Annotated in this window: 20 protein-coding genes; 4 read left to right on the top strand and 16 right to left on the bottom strand. The window is 61.5% G+C overall.

Features of this window, described 5'->3' with window-relative positions; all coding sequences use genetic code 11:
* Nucleotides 1–3: 3 nt before the first annotated feature.
* Both HB375_RS13000 and HB375_RS12995 read right to left on the bottom strand, forming a co-directional pair.
* Nucleotides 4–1,359, bottom strand: a complete 1,356-nt coding sequence (locus HB375_RS13000; RefSeq protein ID WP_167673427.1) for a sigma-54-dependent transcriptional regulator — start codon at nucleotides 1,357–1,359, stop codon at nucleotides 4–6.
* A complete protein-coding gene (locus HB375_RS12995) occupies nucleotides 1,359–3,206 on the bottom strand; it encodes a sensor histidine kinase (RefSeq protein WP_167673426.1) in 1,848 nt (615 codons plus the stop codon). Before HB375_RS12995 ends, HB375_RS13000 begins: the two co-directional genes overlap by 1 nt.
* Before the next feature lie 270 nt (nucleotides 3,207–3,476).
* Here HB375_RS12995 and HB375_RS12990 point away from each other — a divergent pair, with 270 nt between their 5' ends.
* Nucleotides 3,477–4,814: a dicarboxylate/amino acid:cation symporter gene (locus HB375_RS12990; RefSeq protein ID WP_167673425.1), complete on the top strand. Its 1,338-nt coding sequence runs from the start codon at nucleotides 3,477–3,479 to the stop codon at nucleotides 4,812–4,814.
* 74 nt (nucleotides 4,815–4,888) lie between these two features.
* On the opposite strand, the gene HB375_RS12985 is transcribed toward HB375_RS12990, so the two are convergent.
* Both HB375_RS12985 and HB375_RS12980 read right to left on the bottom strand, forming a co-directional pair.
* Nucleotides 4,889–5,653, bottom strand: a complete 765-nt coding sequence (locus HB375_RS12985) for a bestrophin-like domain (RefSeq protein WP_167673424.1) — start codon at nucleotides 5,651–5,653, stop codon at nucleotides 4,889–4,891.
* A gap of 104 nt (nucleotides 5,654–5,757) precedes the next feature.
* Nucleotides 5,758–8,610 carry an AMP-binding protein gene (locus HB375_RS12980; protein WP_343232417.1) on the bottom strand — a complete coding sequence of 951 codons (2,853 nt, stop codon included), beginning with the start codon at nucleotides 8,608–8,610 and terminating at the stop codon, nucleotides 5,758–5,760.
* 197 nt (nucleotides 8,611–8,807) lie between these two features.
* Here HB375_RS12980 and HB375_RS12975 point away from each other — a divergent pair, with 197 nt between their 5' ends.
* Entirely contained in the window at nucleotides 8,808–9,374 is a 567-nt protein-coding gene (locus tag HB375_RS12975) for an HPF/RaiA family ribosome-associated protein (protein WP_167673422.1), read from the top strand.
* A gap of 1,040 nt (nucleotides 9,375–10,414) precedes the next feature.
* Here HB375_RS12975 and HB375_RS12970 read toward each other — a convergent pair.
* Together HB375_RS12970 and HB375_RS12965 are read right to left on the bottom strand one after the other, a co-directional pair.
* The gene (locus HB375_RS12970; RefSeq protein WP_167673421.1) at nucleotides 10,415–11,200 is read right to left on the bottom strand and encodes an anti-sigma factor family protein; all 786 of its coding nucleotides are present in this window, start codon (nucleotides 11,198–11,200) and stop codon (nucleotides 10,415–10,417) included.
* The gene (locus HB375_RS12965) at nucleotides 11,197–11,802 is read right to left on the bottom strand and encodes a sigma-70 family RNA polymerase sigma factor (RefSeq protein WP_343232416.1); all 606 of its coding nucleotides are present in this window, start codon (nucleotides 11,800–11,802) and stop codon (nucleotides 11,197–11,199) included. Before HB375_RS12965 ends, HB375_RS12970 begins: the two co-directional genes overlap by 4 nt.
* Nucleotides 11,803–12,315: 513 nt before the next feature.
* Between HB375_RS12965 and HB375_RS12960 the strand changes: the two genes are divergently transcribed.
* Complete coding sequence (locus HB375_RS12960; protein WP_167673420.1) at nucleotides 12,316–12,729, top strand: response regulator; 414 nt, start codon at nucleotides 12,316–12,318, stop codon at nucleotides 12,727–12,729.
* 177 nt (nucleotides 12,730–12,906) lie between these two features.
* On the opposite strand, the gene HB375_RS12955 is transcribed toward HB375_RS12960, so the two are convergent.
* The 10 genes from HB375_RS12955 to HB375_RS12910 form a co-directional block, all read right to left on the bottom strand.
* Nucleotides 12,907–14,022, bottom strand: coding sequence for a hypothetical protein (locus HB375_RS12955; protein WP_167673419.1), 1,116 nt, complete (start codon nucleotides 14,020–14,022; stop codon nucleotides 12,907–12,909).
* The gene (gene ccoS / locus HB375_RS12950) at nucleotides 14,019–14,168 is read right to left on the bottom strand and encodes a cbb3-type cytochrome oxidase assembly protein CcoS (protein WP_167673418.1); all 150 of its coding nucleotides are present in this window, start codon (nucleotides 14,166–14,168) and stop codon (nucleotides 14,019–14,021) included. Before ccoS ends, HB375_RS12955 begins: the two co-directional genes overlap by 4 nt.
* Nucleotides 14,169–14,172: 4 nt before the next feature.
* Nucleotides 14,173–16,407, bottom strand: a complete 2,235-nt coding sequence (locus tag HB375_RS12945) for a heavy metal translocating P-type ATPase (RefSeq protein ID WP_167673417.1) — start codon at nucleotides 16,405–16,407, stop codon at nucleotides 14,173–14,175.
* A gap of 21 nt (nucleotides 16,408–16,428) precedes the next feature.
* On the bottom strand, nucleotides 16,429–16,938 hold the full coding sequence (locus tag HB375_RS12940) for a FixH family protein (RefSeq protein WP_246728508.1): 510 nt from the start codon (nucleotides 16,936–16,938) through the stop codon (nucleotides 16,429–16,431).
* 10 nt (nucleotides 16,939–16,948) lie between these two features.
* Nucleotides 16,949–18,415 (bottom strand): cytochrome c oxidase accessory protein CcoG, encoded by a 1,467-nt coding sequence (ccoG, locus tag HB375_RS12935; protein WP_167673415.1) that lies wholly within the window; start codon nucleotides 18,413–18,415, stop codon nucleotides 16,949–16,951.
* 132 nt (nucleotides 18,416–18,547) lie between these two features.
* Nucleotides 18,548–19,432, bottom strand: a complete 885-nt coding sequence (gene ccoP, locus HB375_RS12930) for a cytochrome-c oxidase, cbb3-type subunit III (RefSeq protein ID WP_167673414.1) — start codon at nucleotides 19,430–19,432, stop codon at nucleotides 18,548–18,550.
* A gap of 3 nt (nucleotides 19,433–19,435) precedes the next feature.
* The gene (locus tag HB375_RS12925) at nucleotides 19,436–19,591 is read right to left on the bottom strand and encodes a cbb3-type cytochrome c oxidase subunit 3 (RefSeq protein ID WP_167673413.1); all 156 of its coding nucleotides are present in this window, start codon (nucleotides 19,589–19,591) and stop codon (nucleotides 19,436–19,438) included.
* Between the two features lie 10 nt (nucleotides 19,592–19,601).
* Complete coding sequence (gene ccoO, locus HB375_RS12920; RefSeq protein ID WP_167673412.1) at nucleotides 19,602–20,336, bottom strand: cytochrome-c oxidase, cbb3-type subunit II; 735 nt, start codon at nucleotides 20,334–20,336, stop codon at nucleotides 19,602–19,604.
* 11 nt (nucleotides 20,337–20,347) lie between these two features.
* Nucleotides 20,348–22,006 (bottom strand): cytochrome-c oxidase, cbb3-type subunit I, encoded by a 1,659-nt coding sequence (gene ccoN / locus HB375_RS12915; protein WP_167673411.1) that lies wholly within the window; start codon nucleotides 22,004–22,006, stop codon nucleotides 20,348–20,350.
* A gap of 129 nt (nucleotides 22,007–22,135) precedes the next feature.
* A complete protein-coding gene (locus tag HB375_RS12910) occupies nucleotides 22,136–22,882 on the bottom strand; it encodes a Crp/Fnr family transcriptional regulator (RefSeq protein WP_343232415.1) in 747 nt (248 codons plus the stop codon).
* A gap of 108 nt (nucleotides 22,883–22,990) precedes the next feature.
* Between HB375_RS12910 and HB375_RS12905 the strand changes: the two genes are divergently transcribed.
* On the top strand, nucleotides 22,991–23,491 hold the full coding sequence (locus tag HB375_RS12905; RefSeq protein WP_167673410.1) for a hypothetical protein: 501 nt from the start codon (nucleotides 22,991–22,993) through the stop codon (nucleotides 23,489–23,491).
* The last annotated feature ends 167 nt before the right edge of the window (nucleotides 23,492–23,658 follow it).

Here is a 23,658-nt window from a genome sequence, read left to right as displayed (position 1 = left end):
TCATCACGACCTTTCTGCTGGCACGAAATCGGCGCGACTGATCCCGTGACGCTGAAGCTTGTCGTAAAAGGTCTTTCTGGGGATGCCGAGGGCTTCAATGGTCAAGCGCACGTCGCCGCCATGGGCAGCGAGCGCTTCGCGGATCAAACTGGCTTCGTAAAGCTCCATTCGCTCCGGCAGGGCCATAGAGATCGCGGGCGTGCCCGTTTGAGGTATGTCGACCTCGGCGACGCCGAGCGTCAGGCGCTCGGCAAAATGCGCAAGCTCGCGGACATTGCCGGGCCAGTCATGGGCCATGAGATAGCTTCTCACAGGCGCCGAAAGGGGCGGAGGCTCACGGTTGAATCGGGCTGCTGCCAGCCGGGCGAAGTGTGCGAAGAGAAGCGGGATGTCGTCTTTTCGCTCCCTCAAAGGCGGGATGCGAATGGTCACGACGTTCAGGCGATAGAACAGATCCTCTCGGAAGCGGCCGAGCTTGGACGCCTCGCCCAGATCGACCTTGGCCGCCGCGATGACGCGCAAATCCACATTGCGAATTTCATTCGTCCCAAGGGGCGTGATCCTGCGGGTTTCGAGAACGCGCAGCAGCTTCACTTGAGCATCGAGCGGCATGCTTTCTATCTCATCGAGAAAAAGCGACCCGCCGCTGGAATATTCGATGCGACCGATCCGTTTCTTCTGCGCGCCCGTAAAGGCCCCGGGTTCGTGTCCGAAAAGCTCGCTTTCGATCATCGTGTCGGGCAAGGCACCGCAATTGACGGCGACAAAGGGCTTGCCCCGACGTCGGCTCCATTGATGGAGGGCGCTGGCGACCACCTCTTTTCCGCTTCCTGTTTCTCCGGCCACCAGCACGTCCACATCGGCATCGGCGATGTGGCGCAGCGTCTGGCGGAGGCGTTGCATAGCTGGCGTCTCGCCTATGAGCGGGAGAGTGCCGTCGATGTTCTCCGTGGCTGCCTTGAGACGGCGATTTTCAAGAACGAGGCCGCGCTTTTCGACGGCGCGCCGGATGCTTTGAAGGAGACGGTCCGCCGCGAACGGCTTCGTAATGAAATCGTAGGCGCCTTCGCGCAGGGCCTCGACGGCCGTAGGGATGTCGCCATGGCCAGTGATGAAAATGACCGGCAAATCAGGGTCGATCTCCTTAAGCCGCCGGAAAAGCTGCATCCCATCGATGTGCGGCATGCGGATGTCGGTGACGACGACGCCTTCGAATTCTTGGGTCAATGCCGCTAGCGCGGCGGACGCTGAAGCGAATGGCAGGGGCTTGAAGCCTGCCAGCTCCAGCGTCTGCGTGTTGGCTTCGCGTAGCTCCTTGTCATCGTCGACAAAGGCGATCCTGATGCGGGTTTCGTTCATCAATGAATTCTCCGCAGGTGAATTGTAAAGACAGCCCCCTGACCCAATGCGCTCTCAACCGAGAGGTGGCCGCCAAACTCGGTTGCAATGTCGTTCGAGATCACGAGGCCCAGCCCCAAGCCGCGTGGCTTCGTGGTGCTGAACGGTGTGAACAGTTCGGTCATGGTCTCAGGTGGGATGCCCGGCCCATTGTCGCGGACCGACAACCAGACGAAATCCCCGTCCTCGACGAGACCGATCCTCACCTCTGCTCCGGGCTGGCCCTCAAGTGCCTCGACGGCATTTTGGAGAAGATTGACCAGAACCTGCTCCAAGCGGACGCGGGTTCCGGCGACCTTCAAATCTGGTGGCGGATCATCCCGCAACAGCAAGATGCCCTGCTGTTTGAATCGACTCCCAAGCAGAAGCAGAGCGCCGTTGATGACGTCTTCCACACGAACCGGCCCGATCTCGCCAGTCCCCTTACGAGAAAACGAGCGCAACTCGTCGGTGATTGCACCGATCCGCTCGGTCAGGTTGGCAATGGTTGCCAAATTCCTTTGTACGGGTTCCGCCTCGTTGCGCTCAAGGAAAACCCGGGCATTGTCCGCATATGTCCGGATGGCCGCGACTGGTTGATTGATCTCATGTGCGACGCCGGCCGCGATCTGCCCCAGCGAGCCGAGGCGGTTAGCTTGCACCAGTTCATCACGGATGGCTTGGAGTCTCGTCTCTACCTTCTGCCGCTCGTCCATCTCGGCAATGAGACGGTTGTTCGCAGCGCTTAACTCCTCAGTTCTTTCTGACACCCGCTGTTCAAGCTCTCTGCGCGCAGCCTCCTGCATGGCCGCGCGGCCGATTGCTCGGTTGCGGCGGTAGATGACGAAGGCTGCGCCGGCGAGAAATGGCGTCACGAGAGATAGAGCGGCCAGTCGCGTGTTCAAAATGCCGGACCTTACTTCCTTGTCAGAGGGGGTGAGCAGGTGAAAGGTCCATTGCGTCGTCGGCATAGCGTTCTCGGTCACCAAGACCTGCGTTGCGTTGGAGCCCCCCGGCAAAGAGGCAAGGAGTGTCTTGGATCGCGATGACGCGGAATCTGCTTTCAGTGGAAGGGGTTGAAGCGATGCGTCTCCGAACTGCAGGCTCTCGCGAATGGCATGGGCGTCTTGCGGCGCAATGTTTCGCTCCGCCATGAACCGCCATTCGGGAACGCTCGTCACTAGGACAATCCCGCTCTGGTCGGTCACATAGGCCGGGTTTCCGGAACGAGCCCACTCCGCCTCCACTTGGTCGAACTCGACCTTCACCACGATCACGCCGAGCGGGCCGGAGGAGCCATCGACGCGGCGGGAAATATAGAGGCCAGGGTGACGGCTCACACTGCCGAGCGCGTAGTGCTCATCGCCGCCGTTTGAGAGGCCTCGCTGAAAATATCGCCGGAAGCGATAGTCGTTGCCGACGAAGCTTGTCGGCTCGCGCCAATTGCTAGCGGCAATGGCAATGCCGTCGACGCCGATGAGGTAGATGACGGCAGCCTGTGTTCCCTCCTGCAGAGCCTCAAGCTTGGCATTGAACGACGCAATCGCGGAAGGCGAGGGGGCCGACAGAATGTCGCGCACGTCCGGGTCTTTCGACAGCACAAAGGGGAGGGACCTCTGCTTGTCCAACTCGCTCCGGAGCAACGCAATATCCAGCGTGGCAGCAGTATCGGCCTGAGCCTCGAGCGCTGCATAGGCGCGCGTTTCTCCAAGGGTTCCGGCGAACCAAATCGTGAATGCAATGACGATTGCGGCCAAGATAGCCCAGATCGGCCACCGAGCCGACGGTATGGCGATTTCTCTGTCGGCCGGCACGGGTTCTGTGCGCATGCGAGGTCGCCCCTGAAGGATTTCCGTTTGTGCAATTTTCCGCACAGCTATTCAAGATACGAGGCGAAAAGCCGCACGGCAGCATGGGCGAATATCCCTCACAACAAATATTATCGGTCTATATCAATATCTTATTCGCCCAAGACGGGGCTGGCACGATTTTTGCTCTGACCGAAACGCCGCCGCCTCTGGCGGCCGATAAGCCAAGAGATCCAAGGAGCCGGACATTCGCGAGGCGTAAGGATCCTCATAGCAACATCGGAGGAAACGATGAGCCCAGTCGAAGTCACTGCGAAGGCCCATCCGCGCAAGAAGAAGCTTTATCAGCACCTATATTTCCAGGTTCTCGTTGCGATCAGCGCCGGGATCCTACTCGGGCATTACTACCCGTCCTTCGCGGCGGACATGAAGCCGCTTGGCGATGCGTTCATCAAACTCGTGAAGATGATCATCGCACCCGTCATTTTCCTGACTGTGACCACCGGCATTGCGGGCATGAGCGATTTGCAGAAAGTCGGTCGCGTCACCGGAAAGGCGATGATCTACTTCCTCGTCTTCTCGACCCTCGCCCTCATCGTCGGCCTCGTGATCGGCAACATCGTTCAGCCGGGACATGGGCTGCATATCAGCGCGGCGAGCCTCGATCAGAAGGCGGTTGCCGACTATGCGGCCAAGGCCCACGAGCAGACCATCACCGGCTTCTTGATGAACATCATTCCGACGACCGTCGTCGGCGCATTCGTTTCCGGCGATATCCTGCAGGTTCTGTTCTTCTCTGTCCTCTTCGGTATCTCGCTCGCGATGATCGGGGACAAGGCCGCGCCGTTGACGACTCTGATGCAATCTCTCTCTCAGGCAATGTTTAAGCTCGTCAGCATTCTGATGAAGGCAGCTCCAATCGGAGCTTTCGGCGCCATGGCGTTCACCATCGGAAAGTACGGCATCGCCTCGATCGCAAACCTCTTCTTCCTGGTGGCGACCTTCTACATGACGGCCATCGTGTTCGTCCTTGTCGTTCTGGGAGCGGTCGCCCGCTACAATGGCTTCTCGATTTTGGCCTTGATCCGATACATCAAGGAAGAGCTCCTCCTTGTGCTCGGCACCAGCTCATCCGAGGCCGCCTTGCCGAGCCTGATGGAGAAGATGGAGCTGGCGGGTTGCAAGAAGTCGGTCGTCGGCCTTGTGGTGCCGACGGGCTATTCGTTCAATCTCGACGGCACGAACATTTATATGACCTTGGCCGCGTTGTTCATTGCCCAGGCCACGGATACGCCGCTCACGCTCACCGACCAGATTTTGCTGCTCCTTGTTGCCATGCTTAGCTCGAAGGGCGCAGCAGGAATCACCGGCGCCGGATTCATCACCCTTGCCGCGACGCTCTCTGTTATTCCGTCGGTACCGGTCGCAGGCATGGCTCTGATCCTTGGCGTCGACCGCTTCATGTCGGAGTGCCGCGCCCTCACGAACCTCGTGGGCAATGCGGTCGCCACCATCGTGGTGGCGCGGTGGGAAGGCGAGCTCGACAAGGTTCAGCTCGACCGCGCCCTGAGTGGCGCCAAGGACGTCGAGAGCATCTATGAGCCTAGCTTGGCTCCGAGCTCCCGCTAATTCCAGACGCGGGCTTCTTAAGACACGGGCGGCGAAAAGCCGCCCGTACGCGTTGAGCGAAACAAACTGCGAGGCTATCGGTCCATCAACACCCGCACGTCGATGAGTGGTTGTTGGTTCTCAAGGATGAGACCCTGTCTGGGCTCATGAAGATCGAGCGTCAGGATGACGACTGCTGAAACCAGGACGGCTATGATCGTTGTCGCGCCGAGAGCACGATAACCGGCTATCCCACAGCTATAGCCGATCAAGGCCATCGCCACGAGAGTCAGAAGGCCCAGCATGGTAAAAACCTGTCTGGGGATGCGGTTGGCGAGCGCCGCCTGTCGTTCACTGTAGTTGTCGATGAGCGTGTTGATCGAGCCGATAAGCAGCGCCATCGCTGGGGAGCGATCCTTTGCGGCGCCTTGGAGGGCCTCGTCCCATATTCTCTTCGTGAGAAGGGCGGTCTCCCGGTCAATGTCGCCGCTCTCTCTCGCGCCCAAGACACGCAATTCCGCATATCTGCGCAAGTCGCTTTGAATCTCCGCCCTGGCCGGGTCGGGTAGCAGGCTCGTGCGAAGGAAGACCGTGCCGATGGCATTGGCCTCCTTCACGACGAGTTCACGCCGCGCCTCGTACCGGCTCATCGCAGCCGAATAGGTAAAGCCGAGAAAGAGAGCCAGCAGGCCGAGGACCGAAGCCTGGAAAGATCCGATCTCAAGCTTAGCGGGATCGCGCGACGCGCGCTCGAGCCGCTGACCTATCCTGAAGCCAAGCTCGGTTACGATCACTAGCGGCGCGAGAAACAAGCCGAACAGGATGAGCATCGGAATACCGAACAGACCGTTCGCGCTCATGGTGCCTGCAGCTCCTCAACGCGGAGCCGCCGTATCCCGGATGCGCGGCTCACGCCTCGATCCCCAACAAGATAGGGCGGCAAGCCGCGCCTGAGAACGAGGCTCTATGGCAGATCGACGTGCTCGTGCTCGAGATCAGGCTCGCCGAGCTGCGTGAGGATTTCGGCACGGGCAGCATCCCGCAGCCGGAGTGCGGCAGCGAAGTCGCGTCCGGTCGGGGCAAGCGGCTCGCCGATGTGAACCGAAATCGCGCTGCGTCGCGGAAGCCACTGGCCAGCGCGTAGGATGGAGCGGGTCCCACGAATGGTTACCGGGATGATCGGAATAGCCGCTTGGCAGGCGACTTCGAAGGCGCCCAGGTAAAACGGGAGAAGTCCCGGCATGCGGGTGAATGTTCCCTCGGGAAACCAGCCGAGACGTTCATCCGCGCGGGCTGCTTCGAGCGCGTGCATCGTATCGGCCACGCCTCCCGCCGCATCGGTCCGGCGAACAAACACCGCGCCGAGGCGACGGAGGAACGGCCCCGCAACCACCTGATCTGCAAGTTCGTGCTTCGCGACGAAGGTCAACCCGTTTGGGTATGTCGCCGACAACACGGCGGCGTCGAGATAACTTGAGTGATTGGCAATCAGGACGAACGCTCCGTTTGGCAGCGGAGCCGACGCTTCGATCGAAATCGCGTTCCCGGCCAACCGGAAGAATAGGCGCGAGCCGAGGCCCAAGGTGTTTCGCCGCCATGATCGCCTCGGCAGCAGAACCACAAGTGGCCACAGGGTCAGGCCTGTGCAACCCAGCAAAAACCACCACCATGCGGCATAAGCCAACCCGCCGAGCTTTCTGTTCGCGCGGCGCAGCCTCGGGAGGACGCCGGCAAAGGCCAGGCGAGCGACTTGCCAGGACAGCGGCTGAAGTCCACCGCGCAGCCGGCCGGTTTCATAGATCGCCCGCGCTGCTGAGCGACGGATTTTTCCGCTTGAGGTTTTAGGCACTGTGTGCGGCGGTACGAAAACGATGTCATCCGGAGAGATATCGAGGATGCTTTGCGAGGCGTCGATGATGGCGCGGCGGAGGCGATCAAGTTGGCTCAGATCGATCAGCCGGGTTTCAGCCATGACGACGAGGCGCTCGCTGCCTGTGCCCGGATCGGGGCTTGCGAAGACTGCGACGCATCCCTTGCGGACGCCGTCGAGCCCACCGATAAAATCCTCAAGCTCCTGTGGGTAGATGTTGCGCCCGGCGCGCTTGATCATGTCCTTGATGCGGCCAGTGATGAAGATATCTCCGCCCGCGATATAGGCGCGATCGCCGCTTTCGAGCCATTCTCCGTCAAAGAGAGCGCGTGTCTTTTCGGGATTCCGGAAATATCCCGATGTGGCGGAAGGGCCCCTGAACTGAAGGCGTCCTTCCTGTCGCTCCGGGAGTTCGCGCCCATCCTCATCGACGACGCGAATCTGATGTCCGGGCAGTGGCTGCCCGCAGGCGACGAATTCGAGTGCTGTCACATCATCGGGAGCGGCCGGCCGGGCGATACCGTCTCTCGCGAGGGGATGGCGGCTGACCCGATCCACGATCGGCCCGCGCCCCATCGGCGGGAAGGCAAGGCCGACTGAGCATTCTGCAAGTCCATAGACCGGGCCCATCGCCTCGGGCCGCAGGCCGTAGGGGCCGAAGCGCTCCTGAAAACGCCGGATCGTGCTCGGGCTCACGGGCTCGGCCCCGTTCATGACAGCTCTAAGCGAGCTGAGGTCCAGGGTATCGAGGGGGCTATCCCTGGCGACCTTGAGGCACAGTTCAAAAGCGAAGTTGGGACCCGCGGTGATCGTGGCCCGGTGCCGGTGAACAGTCCACAGCCACGCCATCGGGTCTGCCAGGAAAGACTGAGGCGGCATGATGATGGCAAGCGCCCCATAATAGAGGCTGCCGAGCCAGCAACCGATCAGCCCCATGTCGTGATAGAGGGGGAGCCAGCTCACCACCACGTCCGAAGACGAAGCTCCCATACCACTCCCGATGGCACGGATGTTGGCGAGCAGGTTTGCATGCGAGAGCACGACGCCTTTTGGATCGCCGGTGCTCCCCGACGTGTATTGGATGAGCGCGGTCGCGCCCGCCGTCGTTGGCATCGGGGACGGAAGCGGTGGCGTCTTTTCGAAGCTGCGTGCAGTGACGACCTGGTCGAGTCCTGAAACGAGGCCATGAAGAAGCCTTGCCGCTGCATAGACTTCCTCATTCGTGATGAGAATGGAGGCTTCGGCATTGCGAAGAATCCCTGCCTGCCGCCGCAGGTGATCCTCCAGCATGGCTCGACGGAAGGGGGGGTAAATAGGGACTGGAACCCCTCCTGCGTAGAGAACGCCGAAGAAGCTGACGAAGAAAGATCTTTCAGTCGGCAGCATGACCCCGATGCGATCGCCAGACTTTAGACCGAGATCCAGGAGACCGGCCGCGACGGCTCTCGCCCCATGGTCGAGTTCCGTATAGGTGAGCGGCTCCTCCGAGCCGTCGCTGTGCCGCAGGCGCACGTGGACCCGGTCCGGGTGCGCACGGACATGAGCGGCCAGAGCCTCGGTCAACGTGGCGGCCTCGATGGGTTCGGTGACGGGTGGGCGAGGAGAGGGCGCTCCGCTTGTCGGCTCCAAGGCGACCTCTGTGCGTGGGGTCGTGCGGATGATCGCGGCCACCAGATCTGCCGGGGTTTCTGCCTCGCCAAGGAGTTTGTCGGGTAGCTGGACTCTGAAGGTCCGGTTCAGGCGAAGCAGCAGCTCCGTTCTCGCCAGACTGTCCAGCGCGAGGTCGCGGTCGAGACTGCTGTGCAACGTCACGATCCGGGCGGAACCGAGGGAGGAATGCACTTCGCTGACAAGCTGGCTGACGATGTCGATGACCCGGTCGGCGACCGCATTGTCCCGCGGAACGATTTCAGCTTGCGCCCGTGACTGGCTAACGGACTTGCTCACGGCCAGGCTCCCACCACCGTCGAGTTCGCATGACCGTCGTATCGCGCTGGCGCCAGAAATTCTTGACATTCCCCAATGCAGGGAAAGGAACACGGCCCACCCTGTGACCTCTTGGGGTGGATGCCTTAGGCCGTGATTAACGCGAACAACCACCGTTGCGAACAGTGCCGTTACACCGGCTAGCAGGAGCTATCGCCATGCAGGTAGAGGCTCAGATCGATTTCCAAGGCTTCGCTGCGACGGAGCGGCTACGCACTTTGATCGAAGAGAAGATTGAGGATCTCGAGGAGTTCTACGGCCGGATCACCGCCTGCCGCTTCGTGATGAAGGCGCCTGGCCAACATCATCAGAAAGGCGGACTGTTTGAGGTCAACATCCATCTCGTTCTCCCCGATGGACGGGATGTCTCCGTAGAACGCACTCCGCCTGAGGACGAGCGGTTCTCAGATCCGGTTTTTGCGATCAACGATGCCTTTAATCGGGCCCGTCGGCGTCTCCAGGATGAAGCGAGGCGCATGCGCGGTCAGGTCAAGGCGCACGAGCCGCAGCCAATCGCTACCGTGAAGAGCCTGCAGCTAGAGGAGGGATACGGCTTTCTCGAGACGGAGGACGGGCGCGAGATTTACTTCCACAGGAACAGCGTGCTCGACGACGCTTTCACGCACCTGAAACCAGGAGTCAGAGTGACGTTTGCCGAGGAGATGGGCGATGAAGGACCGCAAGCCAGCACCGTCAAAATTCTGGGCAAGCATGGGCTGCGCTGATGAAGGCCGTGATCTCGAAGTCCTCTTGGCAATAACCTTCGAACGGGCTGCGGACAATCTCCACCGTCAGGTGCGGATCATCGCTCAAGCACATGTCGCCTCTGAGCCGGGTGCATATCAATCTCACCCACCTACGCGTGGGGCGCGCCGCCCTTGACCGTGGACGGGGGGCACACAGAATGGATCTTTCACTGACTCCATCATAGCGCCCACAGCAGCTGACGCTGCGCTCCTGATCCAGACTGAATACAACCCAAGTCTATTCCCATGCAGGCGGATGATTTTGCAGGCTCTTGGTTTGCAAAGTGCGATTGAACACATCGATCCCGCCAATCTGCTCGAACTCAGCGTCCTACCGGAATAACGGGCTGATCCGACTGGTCTCTGAAGAATGAGGCTGACCGAATGTCGCCTCGAGTTGAGTGGCTCTGAGGCCGTCCGAGCGACGAGTCAATATGAGCCAGATCAAAGCAGATGGAGCAGGATCATGAAGAAAGTTCTCATTGCGCTAAGTGCAATCTTGGTGTCGGCGACGTTCTGGGCAGGTGACGCTTTCGCACGCAGCGGCAACCATGGTGGCGGTCTAGGTGCCCACATCAGAAGGGACAACGGCTACGGACTTAGTGTCCCAGTCAGAGGGTTCATTTCGCTCGAACGCTTACGGTCGCGGGAGCCATCGTACCGGTATGATCCACCGCCCTTCCAGACTCCGTATGATAACGGTGATCCCTTCCACGTTATCGATACCCGGGGCGGGTAACCACACTGCATGTCTTCTGGGACACGACACAGTGCGAACGGGCGCATCGGTCGATGCGCCCGCCATCGTCGGAGCCGTGCGAGTGCGTCGGGAAGAGCGTGTCATTCTATCCGGCGCGCCAATGCTGTGAGGGGAGTAGGAGCGCAGTCGTTGGACAGGTTCGCCAAGCATCGGCGGCTTCTTGCCATGGCTGTATGATCCGTACGCTTGGGAATCATTCATTGGATGGATCCTCCAATTCTCGCGCGCAGCGCCGGCCCTCAACCGCCCCCTGTGACCATCATTGAGGGGTGAGACGCGCTTGGAAACGATGCATGAACTCCTCTAACTCAGTCGAGCTGAGGTCTGAGATCGCCCAGAAGGTCATTCCATTACCGGACCAGTGAAGCGTGTTGTATCCATTGTTGACTGTAGATTGCGCCCGTTCAGCGCCGAGCTCACTCTTCTCCGACGGCCAGATGAACAGGTTGACTAGGTGTTCGCGGCGTTTGTACACCAATGCTGCAACCGCTCGCCCGGCAATGTAGTCGAGCCGACCGCCAGTCAGCGCGAAGCCTTCACTCGCAAGATCGACAACCGGAGGGGAGAAGTTGAGCCGACCGGTGAACCAAGGCTTGACCGTATGCTGGTCCGATGTCGTGACGTCCGTGATATGGTTCGCCTGCAAGGAGCGGATATGCTCGGAGACAAGTTCTTGCTCCAGGTTCGGCGGCTGACGCGGCACGATCAGGGCCACGGCTAGGCCCGCCGCAAAAGCAGCAGCGGGGAGGCCAAGGCGTCGGTCACGCCATAGGTGTTGCCACCACCGGAAGATTGTCGGCGTCACCGGAGCTGCTGTAGCGGAGTCGAGTGCCCCCATGATCCGCGCGTGCAACGCATCAGATGCGCGATACCGCAGCCCGTCTTGGCGCAGGGCGGCCTGCAGTTTCTTCAGACGCTGATATTCGTCCGCGCAGGCAGCGCAGGTTCTCAGGTGGTTTTCGAGCTGCAGCGTGTTAGCTGCATCCAGTTCCTCGTCCAGATGACCATGCAAGAGAACTTTCATGTCGGCACATGAGAGAGTCATGACCGTTCCTCCTCGCTGCCAGCGGTGCGCCGGCGCCAGGCGTCGGCCAGCAGATTCCGCGCCCGGGCGAGGCGGGACATCACGGTGCCGATCGGCGCTCCGGTCGCGTCGGCGATCTCCTGATAGGAGAGCTCTTCGAGCTCCCGCAGAACCAGCGTTTCCCGAAATGGGATGGGTAGATCTTCGATCAGCTCTCTCATGGTGGCGATCTCGTCATACCGGACAGTGACTGTTTCTGGGCTGTCTGCGGGATCAACCAGGCCGGCGCTGCGAGATGATCCTTCGCCCGGATCACCTCCAGAAGCTTCGGCAGCCTCAAGCGGAACAGTCAGATGGGAGGCTGCGGCCTTTGCCGAGGTGTGGCAGCAGTTTCGCACGATCGCCAGGATCCAGGCTTTCGGATCGCCGCCTCGATAGCCTTCGAAGGCGCGGAACGCCCGCAGGAATGCATCCTGGGCGACATCCTCTGCGGCGACCGGATCTCGCAACAGATAGCGTGCAAGGTTGTAGGCGGCATCCAAATGCGGGAGCATCAGTTCGCGAAAACGCCGCGCGAGATCGGCTTGCTCGGCCGTTGCAGGAGGCGACAAGGAGACCGGCACAGGTTCCTCCTCTCGTTGCTGAATTGTACCCTCGTCCCTCCTGACTGTCACATCTCTGCGATGGACCGGCGAGTAGACTGTCCAATAGCCCTTGGGAAGGATGACGCGCGAAGTCGCTGTGTCGCCACTCATGCGTGGGCCTGTCCGTGCGCGCGCGAGGCGAACACATGGGTGTTCGAGTTCCCACGATGGTTCCCTCGACAACACCCCCTCAATCATGGCCAAGTGTCCGCAAATAGCTGGCTCATCACAGCAACCACGGTGCTGATGCTACGCTGCCAATCCAGACTGCGTGCGATCCAGGTTTATTCCCGTCCGATCGGAGAATTTTACAGCCCGGCTTTTCGCACGTGCGATCGAGCACAATGAGGATGCGGATCGGCTCGAACTAGACCTCATGCAGGAATAAAACGCTGGTCAGACAGGTCTCTTAAACATGAGGCCGCCCGAATGGCGCCTCGAAGCGAGTGGCACAAGACCGTCCGAACGACGGAGTGATGCCCGGAGGCTACCATGGACATGAACAGTCGCGATCGCATTCTCGTCGCCGACAACAATCCGCTGTTCCGTGAAGCCGTCGCCCGATATCTCAGGACCGCAGGGTACGACGTGACCACGTCGGACACAGGCGAGCAAGCATTCCTCGTCCTGCGGGATTGGCAGCATCCCATCGGCTGGCTCTACACCCGAGCCGGTCTGCCGTTTCTGATCGACGGTTGGATTTTGGCCGACGAGTATCACGACATGTATTCGACACGTCCCGCGGTCATCGCGGCCTCCGAGAACCGGTCGTCTCCACGCGGCGATATCATTCTTGGTCAACCGAGCCCGGTCGCAGTGCTGGAGACCATTCGTCAACTTGTCAATGCGAGCCACAATCTGCCGGCGGCCGAAAGTGGTCCCGGTCTTCAGCGACATGCTGCGTGATGACAGAGCACCTATGGCCAGTCTCACTTCTCAAAGAGAGAGTGTTGTTATGCTCTGTCTCTACTGGGGCATGATGGCAGCTGCCAAGGACCGTGTCTAAGCCACAGCGGACCTTCGGCTGCTATTGGTCGCTTGCGATGGTCGCATATTTCTTTGTGGTCTGATGAGCGGTCTGTATTACGCAAACGTCTGCGCCGCGAGCGCGCCGAGAAGGGCCGCGCTTAGCAGGGCTGCGTCGTGCGCTCCCAACAGCCGGCGCGAGGGGCGGCCATCCTTGTGGATCCACAAGGTCGTACCGAGGGTCGCCAGCGACCAGCCGGCGCCGAGAAGGGTCGCGGAGACGGAAAAGCCCGCGACTTTGCTGGAAAAAGCAAAGATCGCAGCTGCCGCCACGAGAAGCAGTGCGCCAAAGCTGACGATGACAGGTGGTTTCACCGCGTTGCGAAATGCGAGAAGGACGAGCGAGGGCGTATACATCGCCATGACATGCCAGGCGATGGTCCCGGAAACCGCGTCGGAGAGGCCGCAGCCGACCATCGCGATGGGCGTCGCACCCATGAGGCCGGTCATCAGGAACCACGCCGCCGCGCCGATGGCAGTGGGGAGGACTATCGCGCGCCAGCCCTGCGGATTGTTCGCCTCATTCACTTCCTCGCGAATGCGTCGATAAGGCAAGGCGGCGGTGGCAATGAGCGAGCCGACATGAGCAAGCGCGGCGGCGGCGGCAAGGCCGACGAATTCGCGCGGGGCGGCAAACGCTTCCGCCGTTGCTCCGAGCGTCGGCGCAACAATCCCCGCAACGGATGCCGCCCCAAAGACGATGAGGATCGCGCTCGTCCCTTTACCGCCGACCGGCACCGCTGCATGGCGATAGAACAGGCTGAAGCCGCTGGCGATGCCGAGCCAGAACGCGCCCAGCACCAGAGCGCCGAAACGGAAAGTCGTGAGAGCGAAGACGAGCACCATGCCGCCCGCAGCACCCAAACTTGCACCGAGTGAGAAGGCCGCGCGCCTGCCGAATGCGTCGAGCAAGAGCGAGGCGGGGAGGCTCGCCAAAGCCGCGCCCGCGTAGAAGGCCGCATAGGGTAGGGTTGCGAGGCTGTCACTCGGTGCAAGCGCAAGCCCCGCCAACGGCAGAATGCTCAGGCTGAAGATCTGGGAGAGGATCGAGAGCGAGAAGGCGATGGCGAGAAGGGCAACGCTGCTTCGCCCCTCAGAGGTTTCTCCAAGCGCTCCCGGCTCGCAGACGCATTCAATCTGTCCGGCGCGGGGGATGGAGGTGGTGGTGCTCATGGTTTGATGTCATCGTCCGAGAGGACGCGCAAAGCCGCACCCTCCACATCGTCGTATTGGCCGCTTTTCAAAGACCACATGAAGGCCGCGAGCCCCGTCAGGCCGAGAAGAAGAGCCATCGGAACGAGATAGAGTAATACGTCCATGAGATCATGCCTCCTGGAGAACGAGGTCCGGCGTGGTTTCGCTGCGCCGGGGCAGGGTGCCTGTGTCGGCGCGTGCGCGCAAGGCGTTGAGGGTCACGATTGTCGAGGATCCCGACATAGCGAGTGCGGCGACGAGGGGAGTGACGTACCCCAAAAAGGCGAGCGGCACGGCGATGAGGTTGTAAACGAGCGCAATCAAGAGGTTTTGCCGCATGAGGCGGTGCGCTCGTCTCGCAATGTCGATCGTGGCGAGAACCGGCGCGAGACGGTCGCCGAGGAAGACCGCGTCAGCCTGGGCCTGGGTGAGATCGGCGGCGGAAATCGGAGAGAGGGAGACAAGGGCGGCGGCGAGAGCGGGGGCGTCATTGAGACCGTCACCGACCATCAGCACCTTGCGGCCTTCAGCCTTCAACTCTTCGAGCGCGGCGATCTTGTCGGCGGGTTTCGCGCCGCCTCGCCAGGCGGAAATGCCGAGTACATCGGCTATCGGGGCCACGGCTTCAGGCCGGTCGCCGGAGAGGATGCGGCAATCGAGGCCCTTTGCGCGCAAATCCGCGACAACGGAGACCGCATCTGGCCGCAGCGCCTGACGGACGAGCAGGATGGCCCGCTTTTCGCCCCAGGCGAACGCGATGAGGGAGCAGTCGGGATGGCGGGCGGCACTCTCCCGCGCCTCTTCCTCAAGGCCGCAGAAGGCCGGAGACCCGAGCCGCATCTCGACCTCGTCCACGATGGTGCGGACGCCCTGTCCCGGCTCTTCGACCACACCCTCGAAAGAACGGCGATTGCCGTCCGTCCGTGCTACTGCCGCCGCAAGGGGGTGATGGCTCAATCGCGCGATCCGCGCCGCAGCCGCGAGAATATCGGGCGCGATGCTTGCCGGGTTCACCACCTGCATGTCCGGCAGCGTCAAGGTGCCTGTCTTGTCGAAGACGACGGTGTCGACAGCGGCAAGTCGCTCCAGAGCGTCGCCCGCATTCAGGAAGACGCCCGAACGGAAAAGTGCGCCGGATGCCACGACCTGAACCACCGGCACGGCGAGCGCCAGCGCACAGGGGCAGGTGATAATCAGAACGGCAACCGCCGTGAGAATGGCGTCATGCACGCTCGCGCCGGTCGCGATCCATGTCAGCGCGGTGATCGCCGCCGCCGTATGCACTACAGGGGCATAGGCACGAGCCACGCGGTCGGCGAGTTGCACATAGCGCGATTTCGCGGCTGCGGCGTTTTCGAGAAGCCGCGACACCTCGTCGAGCAGGGTGCCTTTGCCCGCTGCGGTGACCTGTAAGGTTAGCGTGCCGTTGTAGTTCAGGCTTCCCGCATAGACCTGGTCGCCCGCTCGTGTAGGACGATGGGCCGTCTCTCCCGTCACGAGGCTTTCATCGATCTCGGAGGAGCCGGAGATAACAATGCCGTCCACCGCGATGCGTTCGCCGGGGCGCACGAGAACCCTGTCATCCGGCCGCAAGGCGGCAGTGGGAACGAGGACGATCTCACCGCTGGAATCGATGCGGTGCGCGACTTCTGCCCTGAGCGAAGCGAGATTGCCCGCCACGGCGCGGGTTTTGCGGCGCATGGCCTGATCGAGATAGCGCCCGCAAAGCAGGAAGAAGAGCAGCATAACCACCGAGTCGAAATAGGTGTGTTCGGCGTGGTTCAGCGTCTCGAAAACGGACATGGTGAGCGCCAAGAGAATGCCGATGACGATCGGCACATCCATATTGGTGCGCTTGTTGCGCAGGGCCTTCATGGCGCTTTGGAAAAATGGCTGGCCCGCATAGGCCACGGCGGGCAGGGCGATGAGAGCAGCGAGCCAGTGGAAGAAGTCGCGCGTCTCCGGTGTGATATCCGTCACATTGCCGGACCAGACGGAGACCGCGAGCAACATGATGTTCATGGAGGCGAAGCCCGCCACGGCCAGGCATTTCAGAAGCCACTGCGCGCGTCGCGTCTCTTCCTCCTCCACAAGCCGGGACTGGAAGGGGTGAGCGCGATAGCCGAGCCGCTGCAATTCCTCCACCACAGCGGTGGGAGCGATCTCGCCCTCCTTCCATTCCACCGCGAGGCGATGGTTGGTGTAGTTGAGGCGGGCGTCCACCATGCCCGGTAGACGTAGGACACAGCTTTCGATCTCGTCGATGCAGGCAGCGCAGTCGATCCCCTCGATGGCGAGGTCGAGATGCGCCGTTCCGTTGTCTTCGTGCTTGACGAAGATCGAGAGATCGAGGGTTTCGGCCATCGCGTTCGCTTCCTGGGGTCCCTACAGGCTCTTGATCGTGATGCGGCTCTTGGACCGGAAAACCGTTTCCTCTCCGCGTTTGAGGCCGATCATGAGATCCCATTGGCCGGGCGGAAGCGGCGTTGCGAACTGGAACTGTCCCGGGGTGACGTCGGCGAGTTCGAGAACCACGTCGCGGCGCTTGTCTGTCGGATGGTAGAGCCGCGCCTCGATGGTCAGTCCGCCGAGAGGACGGCTTTCTGCATCACGCGCCGTCACGTTCACACGGGTTTTCCCGCCATCCTTCACAAGGGCCGCCTCAACTTTCCAATGTAGGGCGTCCTGGGCTTCGGCGGCGGCGACATCGTTCTTGAAGTTGAGGCCGGCCTTGTACGAGCTTTCGGTCTCAACGCCACCGAAGGTCGTGGTCGCAGCCCGAACCATGATCGCGTTCATGGCAAAGACGATGCCGAAGAAAGCGATGAAGCAGACCAGCACCATGCGGCCGGTGAGGGGGCGAGGATCCCGTTGCGGGGCGATGGCGTTTTGCATCGTGTTCACGTCATGGCGCCTTGAAATGGTCGCTCGCATGGGCGGTTTCGCCGCCGGCGAGATCGGTCAATGTGAACAGAAGGTTCGTCGAGGAAGCAAGCCCGTCAGCGCTCGCGCTCACGAGGACGCGTGCTTCGAGGGTCTGGTCAGGCTTGACGACAAGAATGGCGCGGCCCTGCGCGTCGATCTCTCCACCGACGATATCGAGTTTCGCAACATCGACCCCGGTAACGGTTAGGGCGAAACGCCTGTCATCGAGATGTTTGTTTCCAACGCGGATCGTATAGGCATTGCGGATCGAGCCATCCGAGAGCCTCACGAACATCGGATTGCGGTCGTGCAGCACGCTGAGATCGAGCCGCTCGCGCAGCCCCAGCGCCCCGGCCATCACGGCTCCGACGAGCGCGATCAGGCCGAGATAGAGCAGGGTGCGCGGGCGAACGATGCGCCGAACCTCGGGGCGCCCCTCCATGCGGGCACGGACGTTCATCTCCGTATCATAGGCGATCAGGCGGGTCGGACGGCCGATCTTCGCCATCACGTTGTCGCAGGCATCGATACACAGGCCGCACTGGATGCAATCGAGCTGCAGGCCCTGGCGGATATCGACGCCCGTCGGGCAGACGGCGACGCATTGGTTGCAGTCCACGCAGTCGCCGGCCGGAAGTCCGGCATCGCGCAGCGCTTGGTTCTTCTTCATCGAGCCACGCGGCTCGCCGCGATCATAGCGATAGGTGACGTTGAGCGCGTATTCGTCGGTCAACGCGGCCTGAATGCGTGGCCAGGGGCACATGTAGGTGCAGACCTGCTCGCGCATGAAGCCGGCAAACGTGTAGGTCGTGAAAGTCAGAATCCCGATCCAGATGTAAGCGATCATCGGCGCCTGAAACGTCGCCAGCTCCTTGACCAGAGTCGGGGCGTCGGCGAAGTAGAGCACCCACGCGCCGCCGGTCCACCAGGCGATAAGAAGCCAGATCGCGTGTTTGAGCAGCCGCAGCGAAAAGATTTCGAGTTTACGGCCTTCCTTTTCCCGGCGGATGCGGTCGCGCTTTTCGCCCTCAATCAACCGTTCGATGGAGTAGAACAGGTCCGTCCATACCGTCTGTGGGCAGAGATAGCCGCACCACAGACGTCCCGCGACCGCATTCATCAGGAAGAGGGCCAGGGAAGCGAGAATGAGAAGGCCGGTGAGGTAGTAGACCTCCTGCGGCCAGATCTCGATGAAGAAGAAATAAAAGCGATTGTTGGTGAAATCGACCAGGATCGCCTGTCCCGGCGCGTTCGGGCCGCGATCCCAGCGGATGAAGGGGAGGAAGTAGTAGATCCCCAAGGTGACGGCGAGCACAATCCATTTGATCGTGCGGAAATGCCCCTTCACGGCCTGCGGATAGATCGCCTTGCGTGCGATGTAGAGCGGCCCCTCGTCTTCGTCCGGCGACGGTGTGGCGAGGTTGGGGGCAAGGGGAGCGTCAGCCATTGATTCCGCCAAATCTTCTCGTTTCGACTTTCGAATAAGATGATGGACGAAAAGGCGCCTTGATTTGCATCAACGGCAAAGCGACCCGTGGGTGATCACGGGCCGCCGTTCTTGGGAAATTCCGCGAGGTTCTCAGCGCCTCTGATCGCCGCCGAGCGAATGGACGTAGAGGGTCAAGGCCTTGATGGTGGTGTCGTCCAGGCGCCCTTCCCAGGCCGGCATCACGCCGCCACGCCCGTTCCACAAGCCTTCCATGATGGTGGCCTTGTCCGAGCCGAACAGCCAGATCTTGTCGGAGAGGTTCGGCGCGCCGAGATCCTGACTGCCTTGCCCCTTGTCGCCATGACAGGCGGCGCAATTATCCGCGAAGATCTTAGCTCCCGCCGCAAGATCCGCCCCCTTTTCTGTGGCAAGGCCGGAGAGAGAGCGGACATAGTCCGCCACGTTGGAAAGCTCGCTGCGCTTGAGCATTCCGTCTCGGCCGAAGGCCGGCATGGAGCCTTGGTGGCCTTTGTCGCTCGTCGAGCGTGCGCCGTAGCGGATGGTCTGCTCGATCTGCGCCAGCGACCCACCCCACAGCCAGTCGTCGTCGTTGAGGTTCGGGTAGCTCTTCGCGCCCCCCCCGCCGGCACCGTGGCACGGAGCACAGTTGTCGCCGAAGGCGGCCTTTCCTTGAGCGCGCGCAAAGGCGAACAGCTCAGGAGTCTGCTTGATCGCGTCAAGCGAGCTTCGGGCCAGTTGCGCCGTCATACTCGCTCGCTGGGCTTTCAGATCATCAAGATCCGCAACGATGGCCTCGCGCGATTGCCAGTTGAAGAGGCCTCTCGTGTAAGAGGTCGCAAGCGGCCATGCGGGATAGACCACCCAATATCCGATGGACCAGAGGATCGTGAGATAGAAGGACCACAGCCACCAGCGCGGGAGCGGGTTGTTGAGTTCCGAGATCCCGTCCCAGCTATGCCCGGTCGTGGTGACGCCGGTGACGGCATCGACCTGTTCTTTCGTCTCGTGGGCCATGGATCAATCCTCCTGGAGAGGGATGCGCGCTGCGTCTTCGAAACGCTTCTTGCGCGAAGGAGAGAGGGCATAGACGACGACCGCGAGGAAGACGCCGACGAAGTAGAGAAGCCCCCAGGTCTGGGCGAATTCCGCGAGGGATTTGTAGGTTTCGAACATCTCTCACACCTCAGCGAATGTTCGCTTTGTTGTCGTAGAGTTTGAAATCGACCTGCGTTCCGAGCATCTGGAGGTACGCGATCAGGGCGTCGGCTTCCGAGATGCGCTGGGCATTGCCGTCGAAGTCACGCGACTGCGCTTTCGGATAGCGGGAGGCGAGAGCCGTAGCGTCCGGGTCGTCGGTGGTCGCCTGAATCCGCAGATCGGCGTCCGCCTTCGCGATCATCTCGGCAGTGTAAGGAACACCGAGCGCGGCCTGCACCTTCATGTCGTCGGCGACGAGGGCCGGATCGACCTCGCGCTCGGTCAGCCAAGGATAGCTCGGCATGATGGAGCCCGGCACGACCGCGCGGGGATCCTTCAGGTGATCCCGGTGCCAATCGTCGGAATACTTGTTGCCGACGCGAGCGAGATCAGGGCCCGTGCGCTTGGAACCCCACTGGAAGGGGCGGTCGTACATGCTTTCCGCCGCGAGCGAATAGTGGCCGTAGCGCTCCACTTCGTCACGCAAGGGGCGGATCATCTGGCTGTGGCAGTTATAGCAGCCCTCGCGCACATAGACGTTGCGTCCGGCGAGTTCGAGCGGGGTGTAGGGCCGTACGCCCTCCACCTTTTCGATGGTGCTCTTGAGATAGAAGAGCGGCACGATTTCCACGAGACCGCCGATGGAGATCACGAGCAGCACGCCGATGAGGAGAATGATCGAGTTGGTCTCGAAGATTTTGTGGCGGGACCAGAGAGACATGATCGGTTCCTTTACTCAGCGGCCACGAGGAGAGGCCGTTCCTCGGCGACGGCGATGTCCTTCGCGGAGGTGATCGTCTTCCAGACGTTCCAGGCCATGATCAGGCTGCCACCGACGAAGAGCACGCCGCCGAGCGCACGGATGACGTAGAAGGGGTGCATGGCCTCGACCGTTTCGATGAACGAATATTCGAGGAAGCCGAGGCTCGTGTAGGCACGCCACATGAGGCCCTGGAGAATGCCCGCGACCCACATCGACGAGATGTAGAGAACGATGCCGAGCGTCGAGATCCAGAAATGCCAGCTGACAGCCTTCAAGGAGTACAGGCGTTCTTTGTTCCATAGCCATGGAACAAGGCAGTAGATCGCGCCGAAGGACACATAGGCCACCCAGCCCAGTGCACCGGAATGCACGTGCCCGATGGTCCAGTCCGTATAGTGCGAGAGCGTGTTCACCGCCTTCACCGACATGAGCGGGCCCTCGAAGGTGGCCATGCCGTAGAAGGCGACCGACACCACCATCAGGCGCAGAACCGGATCGGTCCGCAACTTGTCCCATGCGCCCGAGAGCGTCATGAGGCCGTTGATCATGCCGCCCCAGGAGGGCATCCACAGCATGATCGAGAAGGTCATGCCGAGCGTCTGCGCCCAGTCGGGCAGGGCGGTGTAATGCAGGTGATGCGGGCCGGCCCAGATGTAGAGGAAGATCAGCGCCCAGAAGTGGATGATCGACAGCCGGTAGGAATAGACCGGACGCTCGGCCCGCTTCGGGATGAAGTAGTACATGATGGCGAGGAAGCCGGCGGTGAGGAAGAAGCCGACCGCGTTATGCCCATACCACCACTGCACCATGGCATCCTGAACGCCTGCCCAGACGATGTAGCTCTTGGGCGAGAAGATTGAGACCGGGATCGCGGCGTTGTTGCCGAGATGCAGAACGGCAATGGTCAGGATGAAGGCGAGGTAGAACCAGTTCGCCACGTAGATATGCGGCTCCTTGCGGCGCATGACGGTGCCGAGGAAAACCAAAAGATACGCGACCCACACGACGGTGAGCCAGAGATCCGCATACCACTCGGGCTCGGCATATTCCTTGCCCTGCGTGATGCCGAGCAGATAGCCCGTGCCGGCGATGACGATGAAGAAGTTGTAGCCCAGCACCACGAACCACGGCGCGATGTCGCCCACGAGACGGGCCCGGGAGGTGCGCTGCACCACATAGAGCGAGGTGGCTATCAGGACGTTGCCGCCGAAGGCGAAGATGACCGCCGAGGTGTGGAGCGGCCGCATGCGCCCGAAAGAGAGCCACGCCGTGTCGAAGTTCAACGCGGGAAAGGCGAGCTGCGATGCGATGAGGAGGCCGATCGTGAAGCCCGCCACGCCCCAGAACACGCCAGCGATGGTGGCAAATTTCACCGGCCCCATATTGTAGTTGGGCTTGCCGTTGATCTCGCGCGGCGGCAACTGCGCCGGACGGTCGTAGAAGCGATCCACGATCTTGAACGCCGCCCAGCCGCTGGCCGCGGCGAACAGGTATGCGTGGAATGCGTATTCCGGCGTATAAGCCTTCGCTGCGATGATGATGCACAGAAGTGCCAGTGCCGCGAAGGCGAGGGCGGAGCCCGCCTCGCCGAAGGTCATGCTTTTAGGGGATGTTGCCGCGTGCGTCATGGGCCTCGAACTTTCTTCCAAGAGCGAGGCACGAAGCTTCACCCTTTGGGCGAGGCTCTAACGGGAGAATACGAACGCAGCATTGATTCAGGTCAAAACGGTCCCGCTTCGGGCGAGGGTCGCCTGGCGCTATCGCGTTGCTAACGCCTTGATTTGCGCGAGGTTTGTGAGGCGCACGCCGTCCGGTACCACAACGATCACGCCGCTTTTGGCGAGTTTCGAGAAGGTCCGGCTCACGGTTTCGATGGTCAGCCCGAGGAAATCGGCAATGTCCTGGCGGCTCATAGGGAGAGGCAGGGTGATCGAGGTGTGACCGATTCGGGCGAAACGCTCCTTCAGGCTCATCAGGAACGCAGCGATCCGCTCATCCGCCGTGCGGCGGCCAAGCAGGACCATCTGATCCTGCGCAAGGCTGAGCTCGTGGCTGGCGAATTCATGCAGGCGGCGCAGGAGGTGGGGCTTCTTGTCGAGAAAGGCCGTGAAGGCGCTGCGGGAAAACCGGCAGACTTTTGTGTCGGTGATCGCATCCGCCGAGACACCGTAACGGTCGAGAAGGGCAAGCCCAAGAAAATCCCCGGCAAGCGCGAACCCCACGATCTGGCGGCGCCCGTCTGGCAGGAGCTTGTAGAGCCGCACCATGCCCTCGGTGATGTTGAACACGGCGCTGGCGGGATCCTCCTGCGTGAACAGCGTGCTTTTGGCGGGGAAGGCGGTAGGGTGGCTCAGGGAGTCGATTTCGGTCAGCTCGTGCGGGTCCAAAGCCGCGCAAACGCTGATCTGGCGGACCCGGCAATCGGCACAGGCGCTCACACCGAGGCCGTGCAGGCAGGCCGCGGGTGAGTCGTTCCATTGAAGTGCCGGTTCTATTCGATCCACGGTTTGGCCTCTCTCCTGTTCCGATTCCTATTAGCACAATTTATCGGACAAGGTTCAACCGGAGCGCAGGCTTGACCTGCATCAATGTCGCAGGGCTGGGCCTGTGAAATGGTGCTGCTTCTTTTTCACAACCGTCCCGGCATGCAGGATCTGTTTCACGTCGCGCCCCTGTCACCGAAAGAGGCTCATTTGGCCTATCCGCTGGTCCAGATGTTCGATCCCGCCGTGACATTGCAGGACTGGGTGACTTTCGCCCGCCGCCTCGCCCGCCGCAAGCCCGGGCAGGGCGGGTTGATGGCCGCGCGCGACCGACGGGGCGTCTTGCACGCCTTGTTCGCCTATGCCGTCGACCGGGACCGCCGCGCGACCGCGTGCCTGCGCGTCACAGACCTCATCGTCAGCCGGTTGCCCGGTGAGGAAGTGAACGCGACGGTGCTTTCCGGTGTGCAGGAGTTGGCAGACCGGCTCGGCTGCAAGTCGGTGCTGATCGATGTGCCGGTGATGCCGGGGAACGCGCACGCCCTCTTGGGCATGGAGGGCTTGGCCGCTCCGAACTTCTCGCCGGTGACGATCACTTTTGGCTCAGTCTCAAATCCCGACCGCAGATAGAACGTATGCGAGAGAGGCTCGTAAACGTCGATGCGGCGAGCATCAAACGGCTCGCCCAGCGGATGGTTGAGCAGAGCCATGAATTCCCAGAGGCATTCGTTTTGCCCTGGCTGGTACTCCTCGAAGGCGGGACGGTCGGCCGCAGTTTGCTGCGCATGAGGCAAGGC

Origin of the sequence: Microvirga terricola, assembly GCF_011777495.1 — a bacterium.
GTDB classification, from domain to species: Bacteria; Pseudomonadota; Alphaproteobacteria; order Rhizobiales; family Beijerinckiaceae; genus Microvirga; species Microvirga terricola.
The sequence above is the reverse complement of the archived record's forward strand: the minus strand, read 5'-3'. Positions and strand labels throughout refer to the sequence as shown.

What these genes read in the sequence shown, in the direction of transcription:
- HB375_RS12940 (WP_246728508.1), bottom strand. Translation starts at nt 16,938, where the DNA reads ATGCAAAACGCCATCGCCCCGCAACGGGATCCTCGCCCCCTCACCGGC.
- ccoG (WP_167673415.1), bottom strand. Translation starts at nt 18,415, where the DNA reads ATGGCTGACGCTCCCCTTGCCCCCAACCTCGCCACACCGTCGCCGGAC.
- ccoN (WP_167673411.1), bottom strand. Translation starts at nt 22,006, where the DNA reads ATGACGCACGCGGCAACATCCCCTAAAAGCATGACCTTCGGCGAGGCG.
- HB375_RS13000 (WP_167673427.1), bottom strand. Translation starts at nt 1,359, where the DNA reads ATGAACGAAACCCGCATCAGGATCGCCTTTGTCGACGATGACAAGGAG.
- ccoS (WP_167673418.1), bottom strand. Translation starts at nt 14,168, where the DNA reads ATGGACGTATTACTCTATCTCGTTCCGATGGCTCTTCTTCTCGGCCTG.
- HB375_RS12925 (WP_167673413.1), bottom strand. Translation starts at nt 19,591, where the DNA reads ATGTTCGAAACCTACAAATCCCTCGCGGAATTCGCCCAGACCTGGGGG.
- HB375_RS12945 (WP_167673417.1), bottom strand. Translation starts at nt 16,407, where the DNA reads ATGGCCGAAACCCTCGATCTCTCGATCTTCGTCAAGCACGAAGACAAC.
- HB375_RS12960 (WP_167673420.1), top strand. Translation starts at nt 12,316, where the DNA reads ATGGACATGAACAGTCGCGATCGCATTCTCGTCGCCGACAACAATCCG.
- HB375_RS12905 (WP_167673410.1), top strand. Translation starts at nt 22,991, where the DNA reads ATGGTGCTGCTTCTTTTTCACAACCGTCCCGGCATGCAGGATCTGTTT.
- HB375_RS12990 (WP_167673425.1), top strand. Translation starts at nt 3,477, where the DNA reads ATGAGCCCAGTCGAAGTCACTGCGAAGGCCCATCCGCGCAAGAAGAAG.
- HB375_RS12975 (WP_167673422.1), top strand. Translation starts at nt 8,808, where the DNA reads ATGCAGGTAGAGGCTCAGATCGATTTCCAAGGCTTCGCTGCGACGGAG.
- ccoO (WP_167673412.1), bottom strand. Translation starts at nt 20,336, where the DNA reads ATGTCTCTCTGGTCCCGCCACAAAATCTTCGAGACCAACTCGATCATT.
- HB375_RS12985 (WP_167673424.1), bottom strand. Translation starts at nt 5,653, where the DNA reads ATGAGCGCGAACGGTCTGTTCGGTATTCCGATGCTCATCCTGTTCGGC.
- ccoP (WP_167673414.1), bottom strand. Translation starts at nt 19,432, where the DNA reads ATGGCCCACGAGACGAAAGAACAGGTCGATGCCGTCACCGGCGTCACC.
- HB375_RS12970 (WP_167673421.1), bottom strand. Translation starts at nt 11,200, where the DNA reads ATGACTCTCTCATGTGCCGACATGAAAGTTCTCTTGCATGGTCATCTG.
- HB375_RS12995 (WP_167673426.1), bottom strand. Translation starts at nt 3,206, where the DNA reads ATGCGCACAGAACCCGTGCCGGCCGACAGAGAAATCGCCATACCGTCG.
- HB375_RS12955 (WP_167673419.1), bottom strand. Translation starts at nt 14,022, where the DNA reads ATGAGCACCACCACCTCCATCCCCCGCGCCGGACAGATTGAATGCGTC.